Consider the following 19,422-nt stretch of genomic DNA (forward strand, 5'->3'; position numbering starts at 1 on the left):
TGTAACAAAAATTGTATTTTCGTGTCAAACTCGTATGATGCTAAAATTATTCAAAGAAAATATTCGGATTGCATTTGGTTCTATCAGGACACAATTGTTACGGACCATACTTACGGTGCTAATTATCGCGATTGGGATTACGGCTTTGGTAAGCATATTAACCGTTGTTTCGGCTTTAGAAAACACAATTTCATCTGATTTTGCTTCGATGGGAGCCAATACTTTCAATATTAATCAATATGAAAATGAAGTCCGAAACCGTGGTGGCCAGGAACGTGAAATTATAAATCCTATTATTTCTTACCCGGAAGCTGTGGCTTTCAAAAATAAATACAACTATCCTTTTACTGAAACTTCCCTGTCCTTCAAGGCCACATCAGTGGCGGAAGTTAAATTCGGAGCGATTAAAACCGATCCCGAAAATTCAATTGTAGGCGTTGATGAACATTTTATGACTAATTCTGGTTTAGAAACTAGTGCAGGGCGAAATTTTACCGGTTTTGACATCGATAACAATGCGTATGTGTGCATAGTAGGTTCTGATTTTGAAAAAGGATTACTGAAAGATGTGAATCCTATTGATAAAGTAATTTCGATTCGTGGCGCCCGATTTAGAGTCATAGGAGTATTAAAAGAAAAGGGTTCCACCTTTGGAAACAGCCAAGATTTACGAATTTTAATCCCAATTCAAGTAGCTCGTTCTCTTTTTACCGCACCAAATATCAATTACACTATGAGCATCATGGTTTCTAAGAAAGAATTATTGGACCAAGCCATTGATAATGCTACCAGCACGATGCGTAGGGTCCGTAAATTAAGCCCGATAAAAGACAATAATTTCGGTGTCGTTCGTAGTGATGATCTTATCAATAGAATCCTTGGAATTACAAAATATCTTGGACTCGCTTCCTGGCTTATCGGAATAATAACCGTTCTTGGTTCTTCGATTGCTTTGATGAATATCATGATTGTTTCGGTGACGGAACGTACCCGAGAAATTGGGGTTCGAAAAGCATTGGGAGCCAAAAAAACTACGATTGCTTTTCAGTTTTTTATAGAAACCTTACTTATTGGACAATTAGGCGGGTTGGTGGGAATTATTTTTGGAATTTTGATTGGTTTTGGAATCGCCACCGCAATGACCTTTGTGTTTGTAATTCCGTGGGGCGCAATTATGGCAGCGTTTATAACCAGTTTTATTGTAGCAATCGTTTCTGGTTTATATCCTGCCGTAAAAGCTGCGAAACTGGATCCAATTGAGGCATTGCGATACGAGTAGTGGACAGATTAAAAAAATCATTTATGCTATTTTTTTGATTTTTGAATGCTGATTAACGATTTTTGATTTCAGAAGTTTAAACCCTTAAATCTGCTTTCATCATTCTGTCATTTCCGTAAATATCCTTGCGCAATTCGATGTTTTTGAAGTTCATTTTTTCGAGCAACTCCATCATTTCTTTGCCTAAATATTGATTGATTTCAAAATATAATTGTCCGTTTGGCACAAGATTTTTTTGAGCTAATTCGGCTATTTTTTTATAAAAAATCAAGGCATCATTATCTTCGACAAAAAGAGCCAAATGCGGTTCATTGTCCAAAACATTTTTCTTGATTTCCTCTTTTTCCAGATTACGAACATAAGGAGGATTCGAAACAATAATATCAAATTGCTGTTGCAAATCTTCGGTTCCAAGAATATTTTGATTGATAAAAGTAACGTTTACGGCATTGATTTTGGCATTTTTTTGGGCTGTAGCCAAAGCTTTTTCAGAAACATCAATGGCAAAAACTTGGGCATTAGGAATATTTTTTGCCAATGAAATAGCAATGCAGCCACTTCCTGTTCCAACATCTAAAATCTTTAAATCTTTAATCTTTGAATTACTTTTAATAATCCAATCCACTAGTTCTTCGGTTTCCGGCCTTGGAATCAAAACGTTGTCATTGACTTCGAAATCCAAACCATAAAAACTGGTTTTACCTAATAAGTACTGTATTGGAATTTCTTTTTTTAATGGTTCCAAAATAGAATTCCAAACCGCAATTTCCTCTTCGGAAAAAACCAGATCAGGATGTAACGCCAAGTCAATTCTTTTCAATTGCTTTTTCTCTTCTAATATCAAATAGAAAAAACTTTCGGCTTCACCGGCATCGTAAATTGGAGTAAGCTCATTAATAAATTGAGTTCTGTATTCTTTAATTTTCATTGGGTTTTTAATATTCGTTATTCCAAATTGAATATTCAGTTTTTTGATTCAAAATTCGTTATTCCAAATTGAATATTCAACATTAAAAAAATTAAAGTTTGAACAAGGAATGTTGAACAAAGAATTTTGAAGTTTTATAAATCCTTCAACATCCAAACCGGACAACTGGTATGACCGGTGCTTCCCATTGGGGAACAAATGTATTCGAAACCTACTTTTTTATATAATTTCTGGGCATCATGCATAAAGGGCATTGTTTCGAGGTAACATTTTTCAAAACCAAAATCCTTCGCACTTTGCAAACAAATAGTCATCATTTTACTGCCAATTCCCAAACCTCTAGTTTCTGGAAGGAAATACATTTTTTGCAATTCACAAATAGTTTCCGCTTCATTTTCTAGCGGCGCTACTCCAGCGGAACCGATAATTTTTCCGCCTTTTTCAACAACATAATAAACTGATTTAGGCTTATTGTACTCTTCAAACATTAAATCTAAATAAGGATCTTCATAGGCTGTTCCTACTTTTGGAATCTTCAATTCGTCAAAAACAGCTCGTATCAATTGTGCAACTGCCTGATTGTCTTCTTTTTTTATTTTTCTAATGCTGTAATCTTCCATTTTATTTCAGAAACTAATTTTACTTACAAAAATAGAAATTGTTTATTGTTATTTTCTAAAGTTTCAAAACTAATCCCGAAGTTTCGGGGCTAAACTCAAAAATTACTACTTTTGTAATGTGAAAATACATGAAAAATATATAAAACGATGTATCGAGTTAGCCAAAAATGGTTTAGGAACAACGTATCCGAATCCTTTGGTAGGCAGTGTAATTGTTTATAACGATACAATCATTGGCGAAGGCTGGCATAAAAAAGCTGGAGAACCGCATGCCGAAGTAAATGCCGTGAATTCAGTAAAAGATAAATCATTATTAAAAAAAGCGACTATTTATGTAAGTTTAGAACCTTGCAGTCATTTTGGGAAAACACCACCTTGCTGCGATTTGATCATCAAAAATAAAATCCCAAATGTGGTTATCGGTACTATTGATCCAAATATAAAAGTCGCAGGAAACGGAATCAAAAAACTTATTGAAGCCGGAATACAAGTTACAGTTGGCATTCTGGAAGCGGAATGTCATGAACTGAACAAACGCTTTTTTACTTTTCACGAAAAGAAAAGACCGTACATCATTTTGAAATGGGCCGAAAGTCAGGATGGGTTTATTGCACCTTTAGAAAAAAATGAAAAAAAACCAGTTTGGATTACCAATGTTTATTCCCGACAATTAGTCCACAAATGGCGAACTGAAGAGCAAGCTATTCTGGCGGGAACGCAAACAGTTATTGATGATAATCCGAAACTAAATGCACGGGATTGGCATGGAAACAATCCGATTCGAGTAATTATAGATCAAAATAATCGAATTCCCAAAGACAGTCATATCTTTAATAATCAGGTTAAAACTATCCAATTTTCGAAATCGAAAACCACAATTGAAAAAGAAAACACTATCTTTGAAGTAATTGATTTTGAACAAAACATAGCGAAACAAATAGAGAAAGCGTTATATCAGCATCAAATTCAATCTGTAATTATTGAAGGCGGTCGACAAACTCTTCAGACTTTTATTGACGCAAACCTTTGGGATGAAGCAAGAATCTTTGTTGGAAACGTTCAATTTACTACGGGAACAAAAGCCCCAATACTAGATAAAAAACCGTTCGAAAAATATTCGATTGGCAATGATGAACTTATAATTTCTAGAAACCATGATTAATACTATTATATTTGATTTTGGGGATATCTTTATCAATTTGAATAAACAAGCTACTATGGATGCCTTGCAGAAATTAGGTATGTCTGAGTGGAATGAAGATTTGGACCATTTAAATATTCAGTTTGAAACGGGTCAAATCTCACGTGAAAATTTCCTTCTTGGTATTCAAAAACATATACCCAATGCTTCCATAAATGAAATTCTTGAAGCTTGGAATGCAATTCTTCTTGATTTTCCATTGTACCGATTGGAATTTCTTCAAATGCTTTCCAAAAAATACCGATTATTCTTATTGTCCAATACGGATGCCATTCATATAGAAACTTTCGAGCAAAAAAACGGAATTTCATTTTACAGTGATTTTTACCAATGTTTTGAAAAAGTCTATTTTTCGTTTGAAGTAGAAATGAGAAAACCCAATCCTGAAATTTTCAATTATTTGGTAAACAAACATGATTTGGCTCCAAAACGCACTTTATTCATTGACGATAAAAAAGAAAATACAGATGCGGCTCTCGCATTAGGGTTTCAAGTTTGGAATTTACAAGTTGGAGAAGAAGATGTCGTTAATTTATTTGACAAAAAAATAATTTAGAATAAACTCTTTTGGAATTTAAAGATACTTACAACACCATTGAATTTCCCTCTTCAGAAATACTTTTCAAAGAAAAAAACAGTAAATTCTTTGGCTATGCTTACCCAATTCAATCTGAAGACGAAGTAAAACCACTAATCGAAATTTTACGAAAACAACATCCCAATGCTGGACATTTTTGTTATGCCTATCAAATAGGTGCTGACACAGTAACGTATAGAGCTAATGATGATGGAGAACCAAGCAACACTGCAGGCATGCCTATTTACGGACAAATTCAGTCATTTTCCGTAACCAATGTATTAATTGTGGTGGTTCGGATTTTTGGAGGCATAAAACTAGGAGTTGGTGGATTGATATCTGCTTATAAGACGACCGCCCAGGTGGTCCTTGAAACTTGCGAAATAGTCGAAAAAACTATAAATATTCATTATTCAATCACATTTGATTATAAAAACATGAACAAAGTGATGCGAGTAATCAAGGAGAAAAAGCTCGAAATGGTGGCTCAGAAAATGGAAATAAATGAAGATTCAGGACTTCCGATAGGCAAAATCGAAATAAAAACACGAAAAAAAAATGCTGATATGATATTCAACATTTTTAATCTGATGTTTGAAATCGATATAAAACGACTCTAATTTCTATTCAAAAATGCTGTTTTTATAATTTATTCTATCCTTTTTAACAATTCTAAAATATAATCTGGAGGAGCTGTTGGGCGACCCGTTTTTAAGGCCACAAAAACCAAAATAAATTGGGCAGTTGTTAACAACTCTTCGGACTCATTATAAATAGCGCAATCAAATTCAATCTTCACAGAACTCTGACTTTTGAAAGTGGTATGAACGGTAAGCAACTCATCATACCGAGCTGATTTTTTATAATTTATATTCATCGAAACAATCGGCAACCCGATACCGCTTTCTTCCATGTTTTTATATGAAATCCCTTTGTCTCTAAGCCATTCCACCCTTCCTATCTCAAAATAAGGGATGTAATTTCCATGATATACAACACCCATTTGGTCCGTTTCTGAGTAACGTACACGAACTTGAATTTGATGATCTTTCATTAATTATGTATTAAAAAATTAAAAATTAAAACGTGCCTTACAACAATAATTCGTAAAATTATTACCCAATATATTTTTTTTTACAGAAATTTGTTCACATATTTGTTACCCCGAAAAACGATGAAATTTCACTCTTTTTTTAGTAAGATAATAATTACCGAATAAAAATAATTTAACAGAATATATGAACAAAACTGCTCAATCAGTATGGGAAAACTGTCTTTCTTTCATAAAAGACAATATTCAGGATCAAGCTTACAAAACTTGGTTCGAACCAATCAAATCAGTTGAGCTAACCGATAATGCATTATATATTCAAGTTCCAAGTAAATTTTTCTACGAATGGCTAGAAGAACACTATGTAAAATTATTAAAAGTGGCACTTACCAAAGAACTTGGAAAAAACGCAAAGTTACTCTATAAAATCAGAATGGAAAACACTTATGGCAACAAACAACCGTTTACGGAACAATTGCCAAGTGCTAATAGAGTTCCTATGAAGCCACAAGAAGTAGATGCTCCATTTAAAAACCTGAACCCAGAATTAAAAAATCCTTTTGTAATTCCTGGTATTAGAAATCTAAAAATTGAATCTCAACTTAACGCGAATTACAGTTTCGATAATTTTCTGGAAGGTGATTCTAATAGATTAGCGCGCTCTGCTGGGATGGCTGTTGCCAATAAACCTGGAGGAACTTCATTTAATCCATTATTAATTTTTGGAGGAGTTGGTCTTGGAAAAACGCATTTAGCGCATGCTATTGGTGTAGAAATAAAAGACAAATATCCTGAAAAAACGGTGTTATACATTTCGGCGGAAATTTTCACACAACAATATATTGACTCGGTAAAGAAAAACAACCGAAATGATTTTATACACTTCTATCAATTAATTGATGTTTTAATTATTGATGACGTTCAATTCCTTTCTGGAAAATCAGGAACTCAAGATGTATTTTTCCATATTTTCAATTATTTGCACCAAAACGGGAAACAGGTAATCTTGACATCAGACAAGGCACCAGTTGACATGCAAGATATTGAACAACGTTTATTATCTCGTTTCAAATGGGGATTGTCTGCAGAATTGCATCAACCTGATTATGAAACCAGAATTTCTATCCTTAAAAATATATTGTATAGAGATGGTGTAGAAATACCTGAAGAAATAATTGAATACGTTGCCAGAAACATCAAATCTAATGTAAGAGAACTGGAAGGAGCTATTATTTCCTTGATTGCTCAATCTTCTTTTAATAAAAAAGAAGTTACTTTAGAACTTGCTAAAAGTGTTGTTGAAAAATTTGTAAAAAATGTAAAACGAGAAATTTCTATCGATTACATTCAAAAAATTGTTTCCGATTATTTCCAATTGGATTTAGAAACGCTACAATCAAAAACTCGAAAGAGGCATGTTGTACAAGCGAGACAATTAGCTATGTTTTTTGCAAAAAAATTCACAAAAGCATCTTTGGCAAACATTGGTTCACAAATTGGAGACAGAGATCACGCTACAGTATTACACGCTTGCAAAACCGTTGATAATTTAGTTGCTACCGACAAACAATTCAAGAAATTTGTTGAAGACATCAATAAAAAATTAACGCTATAAAAAGCATCATGCCCATAAAAATTTTAATGGTTTGTTTAGGAAATATTTGTCGGTCGCCCTTGGCCGAAGGTATATTAGCATCAAAACTCCCAAAAAATAAATTTACAGTAGATTCAGCAGGAACAGGTTCATGGCATATTGGTCATTCACCTGATGATCGTTCCATTGCTGTTGCAAAAAAAAATAAAATAAATATCTCAAATCAAAAAGGACGTCAATTCAGCGCAAATGATTTTCATACTTTTGATTATATCTTTGTGATGGATAATTCTAATTACGAGAATGTTATCGAGCTCGCTCAAAACCAAGATCAAAAAGAAAAAGTATACCTCATTTTAAATGAATTATTTCCAAATGAAAATGTAGATGTTCCCGATCCTTATTTTGGTTTAACAAATGGATTTGAGATAGTTTACAATATGCTTGATGAAGTTTGCGAAGTAATCGCTAAAAAACTTATTGAAAAGCACCAATAATATTTCAGGTTTAAAAATTTATTTTCGAAGCATCTATAGTTCCTTAAAAAGCAATTCTGCTCTTTACAAGAAAAAAACAGCACTTAATTCCCTTTAAAAACATAAAATCAAACGGATGAAATCAACCTCTCTTTTAGGAAAACTCTATTTAATACCAACTACATTGGGAGATAGCAATCCTATGGATGTCTTGCCACAAACCATAAAAAGAAGTATTGATTTTATTGATTACTATGTCGTTGAAAACGAAAAAACAGCCCGAAAATCCATCAAAGGAGTTAGTCCTGAAAAAAAACAATCGGAGCTGAAACTTTTTGTTTTAAACAAACACACTGAAGCTAAAGAGCATTTAGATTTTATCAAACCTTTATTAGAAGGAAAAAATGTAGGATTGATGAGCGAAGCAGGTTGTCCCGGCGTAGCTGATCCCGGCGCAGTTATTGTAAAACTGGCACATGAAAAAGGAATCCAGGTTGTCCCACTAGTAGGCCCTTCTTCTATTCTTTTAGCGATGATGGCATCTGGAATGAACGGACAAAGTTTTACCTTTAATGGGTATTTACCAATTGAAAAAGGGGAAAAGAAAACGGCTCTTAAAAACTTGGAAAAACTATCTCAGGATAAAAACCAATCTCAAATTTTTATAGAAACACCTTATAGAAATAATAAAATGCTGGAGGATATTTTACAAGCCCTAAATCCTGCAACCTATCTTTGTATCGCAACGGATATAACTTTACCAACAGAATATATAAAAACTATGCGCGCTTCTGATTGGAAAAAAACACAAGTAGATTTACACAACCGCCCTACTATTTTTATAATTCATAAAATGTAACAGCTTAATTTCTGAATTTAAAATCCGAACAGAATAGCTTTCTATTAGATTAAAAAATTCCGTTCATAATAGGCTATTTAAAGAAACACGAGAAAACATACTTTCTAAGTATTGCCATTCCATGCTCTGAAAACAAATTAAAATAATAAGTGAATCTATAAAATGTTCATTACTGGATGATTATTTTTCATAGAACAAAAAACAGAACAATCTTCCCTTTTATTTACAGCCACAAGTGGATTTTCTTGCTAAAAATAGATACTGAATTTCCATACATATTAACTTTATTTATAGAAAAAGTTAACTGCATCACTTTGAAAAAAACACTAACTTTACTAGTCCCCAATATAATTTTTTGACTTAATATTCAAAAAATATAACCACTAATGTTTTGAATTATAATGATTTAAATAAATTAAAAACAAAAAGGGGAAGAAAATGATAAACCTTACTAAATTTATTTTAATCATAGCTATGACATGACTTGAATATAATTTAAAAACTAATATCATGAAATCGTTTATTATTGTTGTGCTTTTTTTAAGCATAACCCTTACATCGTATTCGCAGGATATTGATGGGAATATAAGGATGGAAGAATTACCTGGGGTTGTAATTAAAAGCGCTGGAAAAGACTTCTCTATATATTTACCCGATAGAAATCCTGATAAAAATGTAAGAGCTTTAGAAGAAAAATTTATCGCGTATGATCTGGGAAAAGATTATGAAGGATATGAAAACTATTTAGTAATTATGGAAACCAAAAATGGATCATTGAATGCAACTTATAATGAAAATGGAAAATTGATCCGGGTTGTTGAAAACTATAAAAACGTAAGACTTCCAAATAGTGTAATTTATTCCGTTTATAAAGCTTTTCCTGGGTGGCAAATTGTAAATGACAAATATTTATATTCTCAAAAAGAAGGTGATGTTATTAAAAAAGAATATAATCTGAGAATAAAAAAAGACAAAGACGTTCGCAAATTAGTTGTTAATGCGAATGGGGATATTGTCAAAGGAATGTAATCACAAATAAACATAAATTAAAAGCTATCATTCAGATAGCTTTTTTTTTGAGACTTAGACAACTATATATTTTTTGGATTTTAATCTTCAAAAAAACAAACTTATAGCTAAACGAGTTATATTTATCAAGTAATAAATGAAATCATTTTATGAGTAAACTTCCAAATATAACCACAAGTATTTTTACTGTTATGTCAAAAATGGCAGCTGAGTATAATGCTATTAATCTATCGCAAGGTTTTCCAAACTTTCCTGTGGATGAAAGATTAACAGCTATTGTTTCCAAACTTGCCAAAGAAGACGTACACCAATACACCCCAATGTCAGGTTATCAGCCATTATTATCAAAAATAGTGACTCTCGTAAAAAGCTCCTACGAAAGAACCGTTCAAGCTGATACTGAATTATTAATAACAGCAGGTGCTACCCAAGCCATTTTCACCACAATACTGGCTTTAGTAAAACTTAATGATGAAGTTCTTATTTTAGATCCAAGTTATGATTGTTATGAAGCACCAGTACTATTATGCAACGCAAATCCAGTTAGGGTAGCACTAAACGATGATTATACACCAAATTGGGAGATTATCGAAAAAGCCTGTACGCCAAAAACCAAAATGATTATCATTAATAATCCGCATAATCCGACTGGTAAAATTTTAACCAAATCCGATTTTGATTCATTGGAAATTCTATTGGAAAAATATCCTGACATTTTAGTTCTATCAGATGAAGTGTACGAATACATCACTTTCGAAGAAAAACATATTTCGGCTCATACTCAAAAAAAACTACTCAATCGTTGCGTGATGGTTTCTTCTTTTGGAAAATCGTTCCATGTTACCGGATGGAAAATAGGATATTTGGTCGCGCCTGAATACCTTATGAAAGAAATCAAAAAAGTCCATCAATTTTTAGTTTTCAGTGTAAATAGTATATGTCAAGTAGCTATTAGTGACTACTTAGACTTCGTTTCTGTGAATGAAATTGGGAAATTCTATCAGGAAAAACGAGATTACTTTAGACAATTATTAAAAGACAGTCGCTTCAAACTCATGCCTTGCGAAGGAACTTATTTTCAGGTTGTTTCCTATGCTGCTATTTCAAATGAAAATGATGTTGATTTTTGCAAACGCCTAATTGTTGAACATGGTGTGGCCGCTATTCCTATTTCTACTTTCTATGCTGATGGAAAAGATCTGAAATTAATTCGGTTTTGTTTTGCCAAAGACAATGCAACACTGGAAGAAGCTGCTAAAAGATTGTGTGCCATTTAAAAGCAACAATTTTATTTTTTATTATGCATGCATACTATTTAATTTTATTATATTTACAATAAAAAAAATATCAAAACATGAGTTATACAGATAAAATGTTACGGGACGATGCGCTAAAAGGCAAAGTGATTGTCGTAACTGGTGGTGGAAGTGGCTTAGGAAAAGCAATGACTAAATATTTCTTAGAATTGGGTGCGCAAGTTGCCATTACATCCAGAGATTTAGAAAAACTAAAAAATACAGCTGCAGAACTGGAAACTGAAACAGGTGGAACCTGCCTTCCTATTCAATGCGATGTGCGTCATTACGAAGAAGTCGAAAACATGTTACAGGAAGTTTTGAAAGCTTTTGGTAAAGTAGATGTTTTACTTAATAATGCTGCCGGAAATTTCATTTCGCCAACCGAAAGATTATCTGCAAATGCTTTTGATACTGTAATTGATATTGTTTTAAAAGGAACAAAAAACTGTACCCTTGCTTTTGGAAAACATTGGATTGACACCAAACAAAAATCATCTACCATCTTAAATATTGTAACGACTTACGCTTGGACTGGTTCTGCTTATGTGGTGCCAAGTGCTACTGCAAAAGCGGGAGTTTTGGCCATGACACGAAGTCTTGCTGTAGAATGGGCTAAGTACGGGATTCGTTCCAATGCGATTGCTCCGGGACCATTCCCAACGAAAGGCGCTTGGGACAGATTACTACCAGGAGATTTAGCCGAGAAATTTGATATGGCAAAAAAAGTGCCGTTAAAACGTGTTGGAGATCATCAGGAATTAGCCAATTTAGCGGCTTATTTAGTTTCTGATTTTTCAGCGTATGTAAATGGTGAAGTCGTTGTTATTGATGGTGGTGAATGGCTCAAAGGCGCCGGACAATTCAACATTCTCGAATCTATCCCCGAAGAACTTTGGGATCAGTTGGAAATGATGATCAAAGCAAAGAAGAACAAATAATAGTTTTAAATAAAAAAAAGAGAGCCTATAAATGACTCTCTTTTTTGTTTGTGCTAATTTTTATTATTTTCTAAAGCTACTAAAATTTCACTTTTCAGCAAACCACTCCCACCGCCATAATGCTGTACAACAATTATATTTGGATTTTGTTTTTTGAAAAAAACACATAAATCAGTTTCACTTTTTTTCTGAATTCCGGAACCCAATAATACCACTGAAAACTCTTTTTGACAAAAAATTTCCTTTGCCTCTTCATCATTCATAACACCTACTCCATTCCAATCTTCATTAGAATTAATGAGTCGGACAACAATTGCCAGAATTTCGATATGTCTTCCTATGTAAAGAATATTGGTAGTTTCCATAATTCAACTTTTATAAAATAACAACCTCAAAGATTCTAATTCTTTGAGATTACTATTTTAGTTCTTGTGAAAATTATAATTTTATAAATTGCAATTCTATATTCAATCGAACTTCTTCACCTACTAAAACTCCACCTGTTTCAAGTGCTGAATTCCAATTCAGTCCCCAATCTTTTCTATTGATTTTTCCTTCTAATGAAAAAGCTAATTTTGTGTTCCCCCATGGATCTTTCATTAATCCACTAAATTCTGCTGCCAGTTTTACTGATTTTGTAACGCCATGCATGGTTAAATCTCCAACCAATTCATATTCACCTTCATTAATTTTGGTAAATGAAGTTGCTGTGAATTTGATTTCTGGAAACTGCGCTGCATCAAAAAAGTCAGGACTTAATAAATGGGTATCTCTATCTGTATTTCCGGTAGATATGGAATCGATTGCTCCGGTAAATTCAATTTTTGCATTTTCAAAATTAGTATCTTCTGATTCAATTGAAGCATCAAATTTTGAAAATTTTCCTGAAATAGTAGTAAACATCATGTGTTTTACTTTAAAACCAATTTCTGAATGTGTTGGGTCTATTGCCCATTTTGTTGTTGACATAGTAGTATTATTTATTTATTATTAGTTATTTCTATTGTTTTTTTATCTGATTACAATTTCATTGGTACTTCCATCAAAAGGATTTCGGCATCAGCAGAATTTGCAGCGATTGAAATTGTATCAGTATCCCAAATTCCTAATCCGTCACGTTCATTTAAAGCGATGTTTCCAATTGTGAAATCACCTTTCAAAACAAAAGCATAAATTCCATTTCCTGGTTTTTTCAATTGATAAGAGGTAGAAAAATCTTTGTCGAATTTCCCGATATGAAACCAAGCATCCTGATGAACCCAAACGCCTTCGTCTTCTGCATTTGGGGATAAAATTTGTTGTAATTTATTGTGACGGTCCTTTAAGTTCAACGTAACTTGATCATAACGCGGGGTTACATTTTTTTGATTCGGATAAATCCAAATCTGTAAAAATTTCACCAACTGGTCTTTATTCTTATTGTACTCGCTGTGAAAAATCCCTGTACCGGCACTCATAACCTGAATATCTCCTTCTTTGATTACAGTGGTATTTCCCATACTGTCTTGGTGTTCTAAATCTCCTTCGAGCGGAATAGAAATAATTTCCATATTATCATGCGGATGTTTCCCAAAACCCATTCCTTGACTAACTCTGTCGTCATTCAAAACCCTTAAAACACCAAAATTCGTGCGCTCCGAATTGTGATAATTAGCAAAGCTAAAAGTGTGATAGGATTCCAACCAACCATGATTGGCGTGACCACGAGTATTGGCTTTGTGCAAAACTGAATGAGTGATAACTCCGTCTTTTATTTTATCTGTATTTTCCATTGTTCTTTTCTTTAATATTATGGTACAAAGTTGCGTCAAAAAAAAAGCGCATGCATTGAACTAGGACAAGAAATGAAAAACAATGAAAATTTAGAGTTTGGCAATTTTGGTTCTTACTTTGCTTAAAAACTCTGCAGAAATCCCAAGATAGGAAGCAATGTAATGCTGGGCAACGCGTTGTGAAAGTGTAGGATAATGTTCGAGAAACTCTAAATATTTCTCGGTAGCCGTTTTAGAAATGGTATTGAATAAGCGATCTTGGGTAACTGCTAGATTGCGTTGCATCAATATTCGGAAAGCTCTTTCAAACTTGGGTGCTTTCGCAAATAAAGTCTCTTTTGTTTCAGGACTGAACATAAAAAACTCACAATCTTCCAATGTTTCGATAAACACACGACTCGGTTTATCTTCATAAATACTAAAAGAAATATCGCTTATCCAAGCATTTTCAATTGCAAATTGAAGAATAACTTCGAAACCATTAGCATCAATATAATATTTCCTGAAACAACCCTTGATTACAAATGCTTCAAAGTTGCACATTTCACCTTCATGAAGCAGAATCGTTTTCTTAGGAACGGTTTTATATTCCAATAAAGAATTGAAAATTTCCATTTCTTTCGGTTCAAAAGCCACATAGCGACTGATATTTCTATTGATTTGTGAGTACAAAATGCTACGATTTTTAGAAAACTAAAGGTAGAAAAAAATGCTAATTAATAACGCCCAATAAATATATTAAATTAGCAACATTTCCTCAAAAAACAAAAACCACTCGCAATTAAATTCCTATTTTTGCTTTGACAAATAAATAATACATCTTTTATGCTCATTATAGGAATTGCAGGTGGAACTGGAAGCGGAAAAACAACCGTAGTTCATCAGATTATGAATGAATTACCGGAGACAGAAGTAGGTATTATTTCACAAGACTCGTATTACAAAGAAAACCACGGGCTTTCATTTGATGAAAGAGCACTCATCAATTTTGATCATCCGCGGGCTATTGATTTCGAATTATTAGTTACCCATCTTAAAGAACTAAAAGAAGGAAACAACATCAGCCAACCCGTTTATTCCTTTGTAACGCACAATAGAACTGACGATACCGTTTTTACACATCCTAGAAAAGTGATGATTGTAGAAGGTATTTTAATTTTGGCAAATCCAGAATTAAGAGATTTATTTGATGTAAAAATATATGTTCACGCTGATTCTGACGAACGATTAATCCGTCGTATGAGACGTGATATTGCAGAACGTGGCCGCGATATGCACGAAGTCATCAATAGATACCAAACGACATTAAAGCCTATGCATGAGCAATTTATAGAACCAACAAAAGCATTTGCAGACATTATTATACCAAATGACAAATACAATACCGTAGCCATAGACGTAGTTCGGGCGGTAATAAATCAAAAAATACTATAATTTAGTTGTAATTTTAATCTAATTAATTATTAGGAGCTATTTCCCGCTTTCCGTTACAATCTTTTTATTTTTAAAGAAAAAATAAAAAGGATTTTCACTGTAATCGGGGCTAAAAAAATAAAAATGACAAATCCGTATAAAGACAAATTTTGGTTTAAATTTTTGAGTAACAAGTACATTTGGGTCTTGTTATTTTTTGCTACTTGGATGATTTTTCTGGATAACTATTCCTATTTCGACCATCGTTTTCTGGACAAGCAAATTGAAGAACTGGAAGACAATAAAAAGTATTACCAAGAGGAAATAAAAAAAGATCAGGAGAACATCAAAGAATTAAAAAATTCAGAGCAAATAGAAAAATACGCCCGCGAAAAATACTATATGAAAAAAGATAGTGAAGATATTTATATCATTGAATTCGAAGGCGACACGATTGAAAAAAAAACAAGTAATTAAAGATTTTAATTATTTAAAACCATAAAATAATCAACAAACAAAATGGCTGCAAACCTTTTCGATGATTTCAATCCCATTTCTTCCAAACAATGGAAACAAAAAATCCAATTTGAACTCGATGGAGCTGATTATAATGAAACCTTAGTTTGGAACTCCCCCGAAGACATTCAGGTAAAACCATTTTACCATAAAGATGAATTCAAGAAAGCTTTTCCGGTTACTACAAAAGCAACTCAATTCAAAATTTGCCAAAACATATTTGTTTATGATTTTGAAAAATCAATTGAAAGAGCGCTAGATACGTTAAAACGTGGTGCGGACAGCCTTCGGTTTACAATAGAAAATGAATCGATTGATGTCACAAAACTATTGGAGAAATTACCTTTAGAAAAAGTCACCGTTTACTTCCATTTGAGTTTTATCTCAATCGATTTCGTAAAAAAAATTGATGCATTTGCCAAGAAAAACAATACGCTAATTTTCTGCAATCTGGACCCAATTGGACAGTTAGCCAAAGACGGAAACTGGTTTGTAACCAAAGAAAAAAGTAATTTTGAAACGTTGAATTTACTTGCGGCAGCAACAACATCAGTATCTTTAATAAGCATCAATGCCGCTTTGTATCAAAATGCAGGTGCTAACATGGTCCAACAAATCGCCTACAGTTTAGGACATGCCAATGAATATTTCAACCGAATTGAATCTATAAATCAACCCATTGTTTTTGAAGTTGCTGTGGGGACAAATTACTTTTTTGAAATTGCAAAACTGCGTGCTTTACGATTACTTTTTAACCTAATAGCCAAAGAATACAACCATAACGTGGATTGCAACATTATTGTTTCGCCAACAAAACGCAACAAAACATTGTATGATTATAATGTAAATATGCTGCGCACCACAACTGAATGTATGTCGGCAATCATTGGCGGAGCAGACGCTATTGCTAATTTACCTTATGATGCATTGTATCATAAAGACAATGAATTTGGAGATCGAATCGCGAGAAATCAATTATTGATACTCAAAAATGAAAGTTATTTTGACAAAGTAAATAATCCGGCTGACGGAAGTTATTATATAGAAAGCCTTACCAATCAATTAACCGAAAAATCGTTAGCTTTATTCAAGGATATGGAATCTAATGGTGGTTTCTTGAAACAACTTAATGACGGAATCATCAAAAGAAAAATTCAGGAAAGTGCAGATACGGCGCAAGAATTATTTGATAATGGTAAAGAAATTTTATTGGGAACAAACAAACATCCCAACAAAGCCGATAAAATGAAACACGATTTAGAACTGTTTCCTTTTGTAAAAGTCAAACCGAGAAAAACATTAATTACGCCAATAATCGAAAAACGACTGGCCGAAAAAATAGAACAGGAAAGATTAGAGAAAGAGAGCTAAGCGTTTAGTATTCCGTTAAAAAATAGTTACAAACAGTATAATTCATTACTAAAAAATGAAAAGAAAAGCGCTTCAACATATTCAATTGGAAAGTCAAAAGTCGGAAGTCGAGAATGGCCCTTTATTGACTGATCGATTTATCACAGCCGAAGGAATAGAATTAAAACCAACCTATTCAGAACAAGATATTGAAAATCTCAAGCATCTTGATTTCGGAGCTGGTTTTGCACCAAATTTACGCGGACCTTATGCAACAATGTACGTCCGCAGACCTTGGACAGTGCGCCAATATGCCGGATTTTCGACTGCCGAAGAAAGCAATGCTTTTTATAGAAGAAACCTGGCTGCTGGTCAAAAAGGACTTTCTATAGCTTTTGATTTACCTACGCATCGCGGGTATGATTCAGATCACGAACGCGTAGTGGGTGATGTAGGAAAAGCGGGAGTTGCGATTGATTCCGTGGAAGATATGAAAGTATTATTCGACCAAATTCCGCTGGACGAAATGTCAGTTTCCATGACCATGAATGGCGCCGTTTTACCTATTATGGCTTTCTATATTGTTGCTGCAGAAGAACAAGGCATAAAACCCGAATTACTTTCAGGAACGATACAAAATGACATTCTGAAAGAGTTTATGGTGCGCAACACCTATATTTATCCTCCAACCCCTTCGATGAAAATCATTGCTGATATTTTTGAATTCACCAGCAAAAAAATGCCAAAATTCAATTCGATATCTATTTCAGGCTATCACATGCAAGAAGCGGGAGCTACTGCTGACATTGAGTTAGCATACACGCTAGCCGATGGATTGGAATACATCAGAACCGGATTAGCAACCGGAATGAAAATTGATGAATTTGCTCCACGATTATCATTTTTCTGGGCCATTGGAATGAATCATTTTATGGAAATTGCCAAAATGCGTGCAGGAAGAATGATATGGGCAAAACTGGTAAAACAATTCGAACCAAAAGACGATAAATCATTAGCCTTGCGAACCCACTGTCAAACTTCGGGTTGGAGCCTAACAGAGCAAGATCCTTTCAACAATGTGGCTCGAACGTGCATTGAAGCTGCAGCAGCCGCTTTTGGAGGAACACAATCTTTACATACAAATGCTTTGGATGAAGCTATAGCTTTACCAACAGACTTCTCTGCAAGAATTGCCAGAAACACGCAAATTTTTTTACAAGAAGAAACTAAAATCACCAAAACCGTAGATCCTTGGGCTGGAAGTTATTACGTAGAAAGTTTAACAAATGAAATTGCCGAAAATGCGTGGAAACTGATTGAAGAAGTGGAAGAACTGGGAGGAATGACGAAAGCCATTGAATCCGGAATTCCAAAACTTCGAATAGAAGAAGCTGCGGCCAGAAAACAAGCAAGAATAGACAGTGGCCAGGATATTATTGTGGGCGTTAATCAATACCGATTAGAAAAAGAAGATCCTTTACAGATTTTGGATGTGGATAACCAAATGGTTCGCAAACAACAACTGGAACAATTAGACCGAATAAAAGCGACCCGAGATACTGAAAAAGTACAAGACTCTCTAAAAAAATTAATCCTTTGTGCTCAAACTGGGGAAGGCAATTTACTCGAAATTGCCGTTGAAGCAGCCAGAAATAGAACAACATTAGGAGAAATTAGCGATGCGCTGGAAACGGTTTTTGGAAGATACAAAGCACAAATTAAATCCTTTAGCGGTGTGTATAGTAAAGAAATAAAAGACGACAAAAGTTTTGAAAAAGCAAAACAATTAGCAGATGAATTTGCTAAAATAGAAGGACGTCGCCCTCGAATTATGATTGCCAAAATGGGGCAAGACGGACATGATCGTGGGGCAAAAGTTGTTGCCACCGGTTACGCCGATGTAGGTTTTGATGTTGACATTGGTCCACTTTTTCAAACACCGGCTGAGGCTGCCAAACAAGCGATAGAAAACGACGTGCATATTTTAGGAGTTTCCTCTCTTGCAGCAGGACACAAAACCCTTGTGCCTCAAGTAATCGATGAACTTAAAAAATACGGTCGGGAAGATATCATGGTGGTTGTAGGCGGAGTAATTCCTGCGCAAGATTACCAGTTTTTGTTTGATGCTGGTGCCGTTGCCGTTTTTGGACCTGGAACAAAAATTAGTGAAGCAGCTATCAAGATATTGGAAATACTGATGGAAAGTTTCGAGTAAACAGATTCCTTTTATATCAATTTTAAAAAACATCAATCGAAAGGTTGGTGTTTTTTTGTACCCGTTTTTCAATCTAAATTACAAGCATGTATTCCTATTAAAAAAAGGGCTTTTAGAATAGTTACTTTTAACATAATATACAGAAATAATTAACTTAATGGGCTGAATAAATATGTTAATTTTACTGTAGTCAACATATTTTTCAAAATTATCATTAAAATAATTTTTATTTAAGCTATTGATATACAATTTATTAACACTATTAATAAGAAAAAGTAAACAATATCATTGAGCATTTATTTGTCC

Annotated in this window: 21 protein-coding genes; 14 read left to right on the forward strand and 7 right to left on the reverse strand. The window is 33.7% G+C overall.

The annotated features are described in order from the left end of the window. Positions 1-34 precede the first annotated feature (34 nt). On the forward strand, positions 35-1,279 hold the full coding sequence (locus tag ACM55K_RS04640) for an ABC transporter permease (protein ID WP_416849089.1): 1,245 nt from the start codon (positions 35-37) through the stop codon (positions 1,277-1,279). A 76-nt stretch (positions 1,280-1,355) separates the two neighbouring features. On the opposite strand, the gene prmC is transcribed toward ACM55K_RS04640, so the two are convergent. Further along, positions 1,356-2,207: a peptide chain release factor N(5)-glutamine methyltransferase gene (gene prmC / locus ACM55K_RS04645; RefSeq protein WP_416849091.1), complete on the reverse strand. Its 852-nt coding sequence runs from the start codon at positions 2,205-2,207 to the stop codon at positions 1,356-1,358. Between the two features lie 134 nt (positions 2,208-2,341). Further along, positions 2,342-2,827 carry a GNAT family N-acetyltransferase gene (locus ACM55K_RS04650; RefSeq protein WP_416849093.1) on the reverse strand — a complete coding sequence of 162 codons (486 nt, stop codon included), beginning with the start codon at positions 2,825-2,827 and terminating at the stop codon, positions 2,342-2,344. A 118-nt stretch (positions 2,828-2,945) separates the two neighbouring features. Between ACM55K_RS04650 and ribD the strand changes: the two genes are divergently transcribed. Genes ribD through ACM55K_RS04665 form a run of 3 tightly spaced genes read left to right on the forward strand, consistent with a single transcriptional unit; the run spans position 2,946 to position 5,225 of the window. Then, a complete protein-coding gene (ribD, locus tag ACM55K_RS04655) occupies positions 2,946-3,989 on the forward strand; it encodes a bifunctional diaminohydroxyphosphoribosylaminopyrimidine deaminase/5-amino-6-(5-phosphoribosylamino)uracil reductase RibD (protein WP_416849094.1) in 1,044 nt (347 codons plus the stop codon). After that, positions 3,982-4,584, forward strand: a complete 603-nt coding sequence (locus ACM55K_RS04660; protein ID WP_416849095.1) for an HAD family hydrolase — start codon at positions 3,982-3,984, stop codon at positions 4,582-4,584. Before ribD ends, ACM55K_RS04660 begins: the two co-directional genes overlap by 8 nt. 11 nt (positions 4,585-4,595) lie before the next feature. Next, positions 4,596-5,225, forward strand: coding sequence for an IMPACT family protein (locus ACM55K_RS04665; RefSeq protein WP_416849096.1), 630 nt, complete (start codon positions 4,596-4,598; stop codon positions 5,223-5,225). Between the two features lie 29 nt (positions 5,226-5,254). On the opposite strand, the gene ACM55K_RS04670 is transcribed toward ACM55K_RS04665, so the two are convergent. After that, on the reverse strand, positions 5,255-5,659 hold the full coding sequence (locus ACM55K_RS04670; protein ID WP_416849097.1) for an acyl-CoA thioesterase: 405 nt from the start codon (positions 5,657-5,659) through the stop codon (positions 5,255-5,257). A 184-nt stretch (positions 5,660-5,843) separates the two neighbouring features. Here ACM55K_RS04670 and dnaA point away from each other — a divergent pair, with 184 nt between their 5' ends. The 6 genes from dnaA (at position 5,844) to ACM55K_RS04700 (ending at position 11,850) form a co-directional block, all read left to right on the forward strand. Beyond that, positions 5,844-7,271 carry a chromosomal replication initiator protein DnaA gene (dnaA, locus tag ACM55K_RS04675; RefSeq protein ID WP_035674283.1) on the forward strand — a complete coding sequence of 476 codons (1,428 nt, stop codon included), beginning with the start codon at positions 5,844-5,846 and terminating at the stop codon, positions 7,269-7,271. Positions 7,272-7,279: 8 nt separating this feature from the next. Continuing rightward, the gene (locus tag ACM55K_RS04680; RefSeq protein ID WP_416849098.1) at positions 7,280-7,747 is read left to right on the forward strand and encodes a low molecular weight protein-tyrosine-phosphatase; all 468 of its coding nucleotides are present in this window, start codon (positions 7,280-7,282) and stop codon (positions 7,745-7,747) included. 115 nt (positions 7,748-7,862) lie between these two features. Beyond that, positions 7,863-8,585 (forward strand): SAM-dependent methyltransferase, encoded by a 723-nt coding sequence (locus ACM55K_RS04685; RefSeq protein ID WP_416849099.1) that lies wholly within the window; start codon positions 7,863-7,865, stop codon positions 8,583-8,585. 510 nt (positions 8,586-9,095) lie between these two features. Then, on the forward strand, positions 9,096-9,614 hold the full coding sequence (locus ACM55K_RS04690; protein ID WP_416849100.1) for a hypothetical protein: 519 nt from the start codon (positions 9,096-9,098) through the stop codon (positions 9,612-9,614). Between the two features lie 149 nt (positions 9,615-9,763). Next, positions 9,764-10,891: a methionine aminotransferase gene (locus tag ACM55K_RS04695; protein ID WP_416849101.1), complete on the forward strand. Its 1,128-nt coding sequence runs from the start codon at positions 9,764-9,766 to the stop codon at positions 10,889-10,891. 77 nt (positions 10,892-10,968) lie between these two features. Further along, a complete protein-coding gene (locus ACM55K_RS04700; protein WP_416849102.1) occupies positions 10,969-11,850 on the forward strand; it encodes an SDR family oxidoreductase in 882 nt (293 codons plus the stop codon). 53 nt (positions 11,851-11,903) lie between these two features. On the opposite strand, the gene ACM55K_RS04705 is transcribed toward ACM55K_RS04700, so the two are convergent. From ACM55K_RS04705 to ACM55K_RS04720, 4 genes are all read right to left on the reverse strand, one after another. Further along, complete coding sequence (locus tag ACM55K_RS04705) at positions 11,904-12,215, reverse strand: response regulator (protein WP_416849103.1); 312 nt, start codon at positions 12,213-12,215, stop codon at positions 11,904-11,906. Between the two features lie 73 nt (positions 12,216-12,288). Continuing rightward, positions 12,289-12,819, reverse strand: a complete 531-nt coding sequence (locus ACM55K_RS04710) for a YceI family protein (protein ID WP_416849104.1) — start codon at positions 12,817-12,819, stop codon at positions 12,289-12,291. Positions 12,820-12,869: 50 nt separating this feature from the next. Then, a complete protein-coding gene (locus tag ACM55K_RS04715; protein WP_416849105.1) occupies positions 12,870-13,622 on the reverse strand; it encodes a pirin family protein in 753 nt (250 codons plus the stop codon). 90 nt (positions 13,623-13,712) lie between these two features. Continuing rightward, complete coding sequence (locus ACM55K_RS04720) at positions 13,713-14,294, reverse strand: Crp/Fnr family transcriptional regulator (RefSeq protein ID WP_416849106.1); 582 nt, start codon at positions 14,292-14,294, stop codon at positions 13,713-13,715. A gap of 153 nt (positions 14,295-14,447) precedes the next feature. Here ACM55K_RS04720 and udk point away from each other — a divergent pair, with 153 nt between their 5' ends. From udk to scpA, 4 genes are all read left to right on the forward strand, one after another. Continuing rightward, positions 14,448-15,056: a uridine kinase gene (udk, locus tag ACM55K_RS04725; protein ID WP_416849107.1), complete on the forward strand. Its 609-nt coding sequence runs from the start codon at positions 14,448-14,450 to the stop codon at positions 15,054-15,056. A gap of 123 nt (positions 15,057-15,179) precedes the next feature. Next, positions 15,180-15,512 carry an FtsB family cell division protein gene (locus tag ACM55K_RS04730; protein ID WP_416849108.1) on the forward strand — a complete coding sequence of 111 codons (333 nt, stop codon included), beginning with the start codon at positions 15,180-15,182 and terminating at the stop codon, positions 15,510-15,512. A gap of 42 nt (positions 15,513-15,554) precedes the next feature. Next, the gene (locus tag ACM55K_RS04735) at positions 15,555-16,922 is read left to right on the forward strand and encodes a methylmalonyl-CoA mutase subunit beta (protein WP_416849109.1); all 1,368 of its coding nucleotides are present in this window, start codon (positions 15,555-15,557) and stop codon (positions 16,920-16,922) included. 55 nt (positions 16,923-16,977) lie between these two features. Then, on the forward strand, positions 16,978-19,116 hold the full coding sequence (gene scpA, locus ACM55K_RS04740) for a methylmalonyl-CoA mutase (RefSeq protein ID WP_416849110.1): 2,139 nt from the start codon (positions 16,978-16,980) through the stop codon (positions 19,114-19,116). Positions 19,117-19,422: the final 306 nt, after the last annotated feature.

The organism is Flavobacterium arabinosi, from assembly GCF_048158725.1.
In the GTDB taxonomy this organism is placed as follows: Bacteria; Bacteroidota; Bacteroidia; order Flavobacteriales; family Flavobacteriaceae; genus Flavobacterium; species Flavobacterium arabinosi.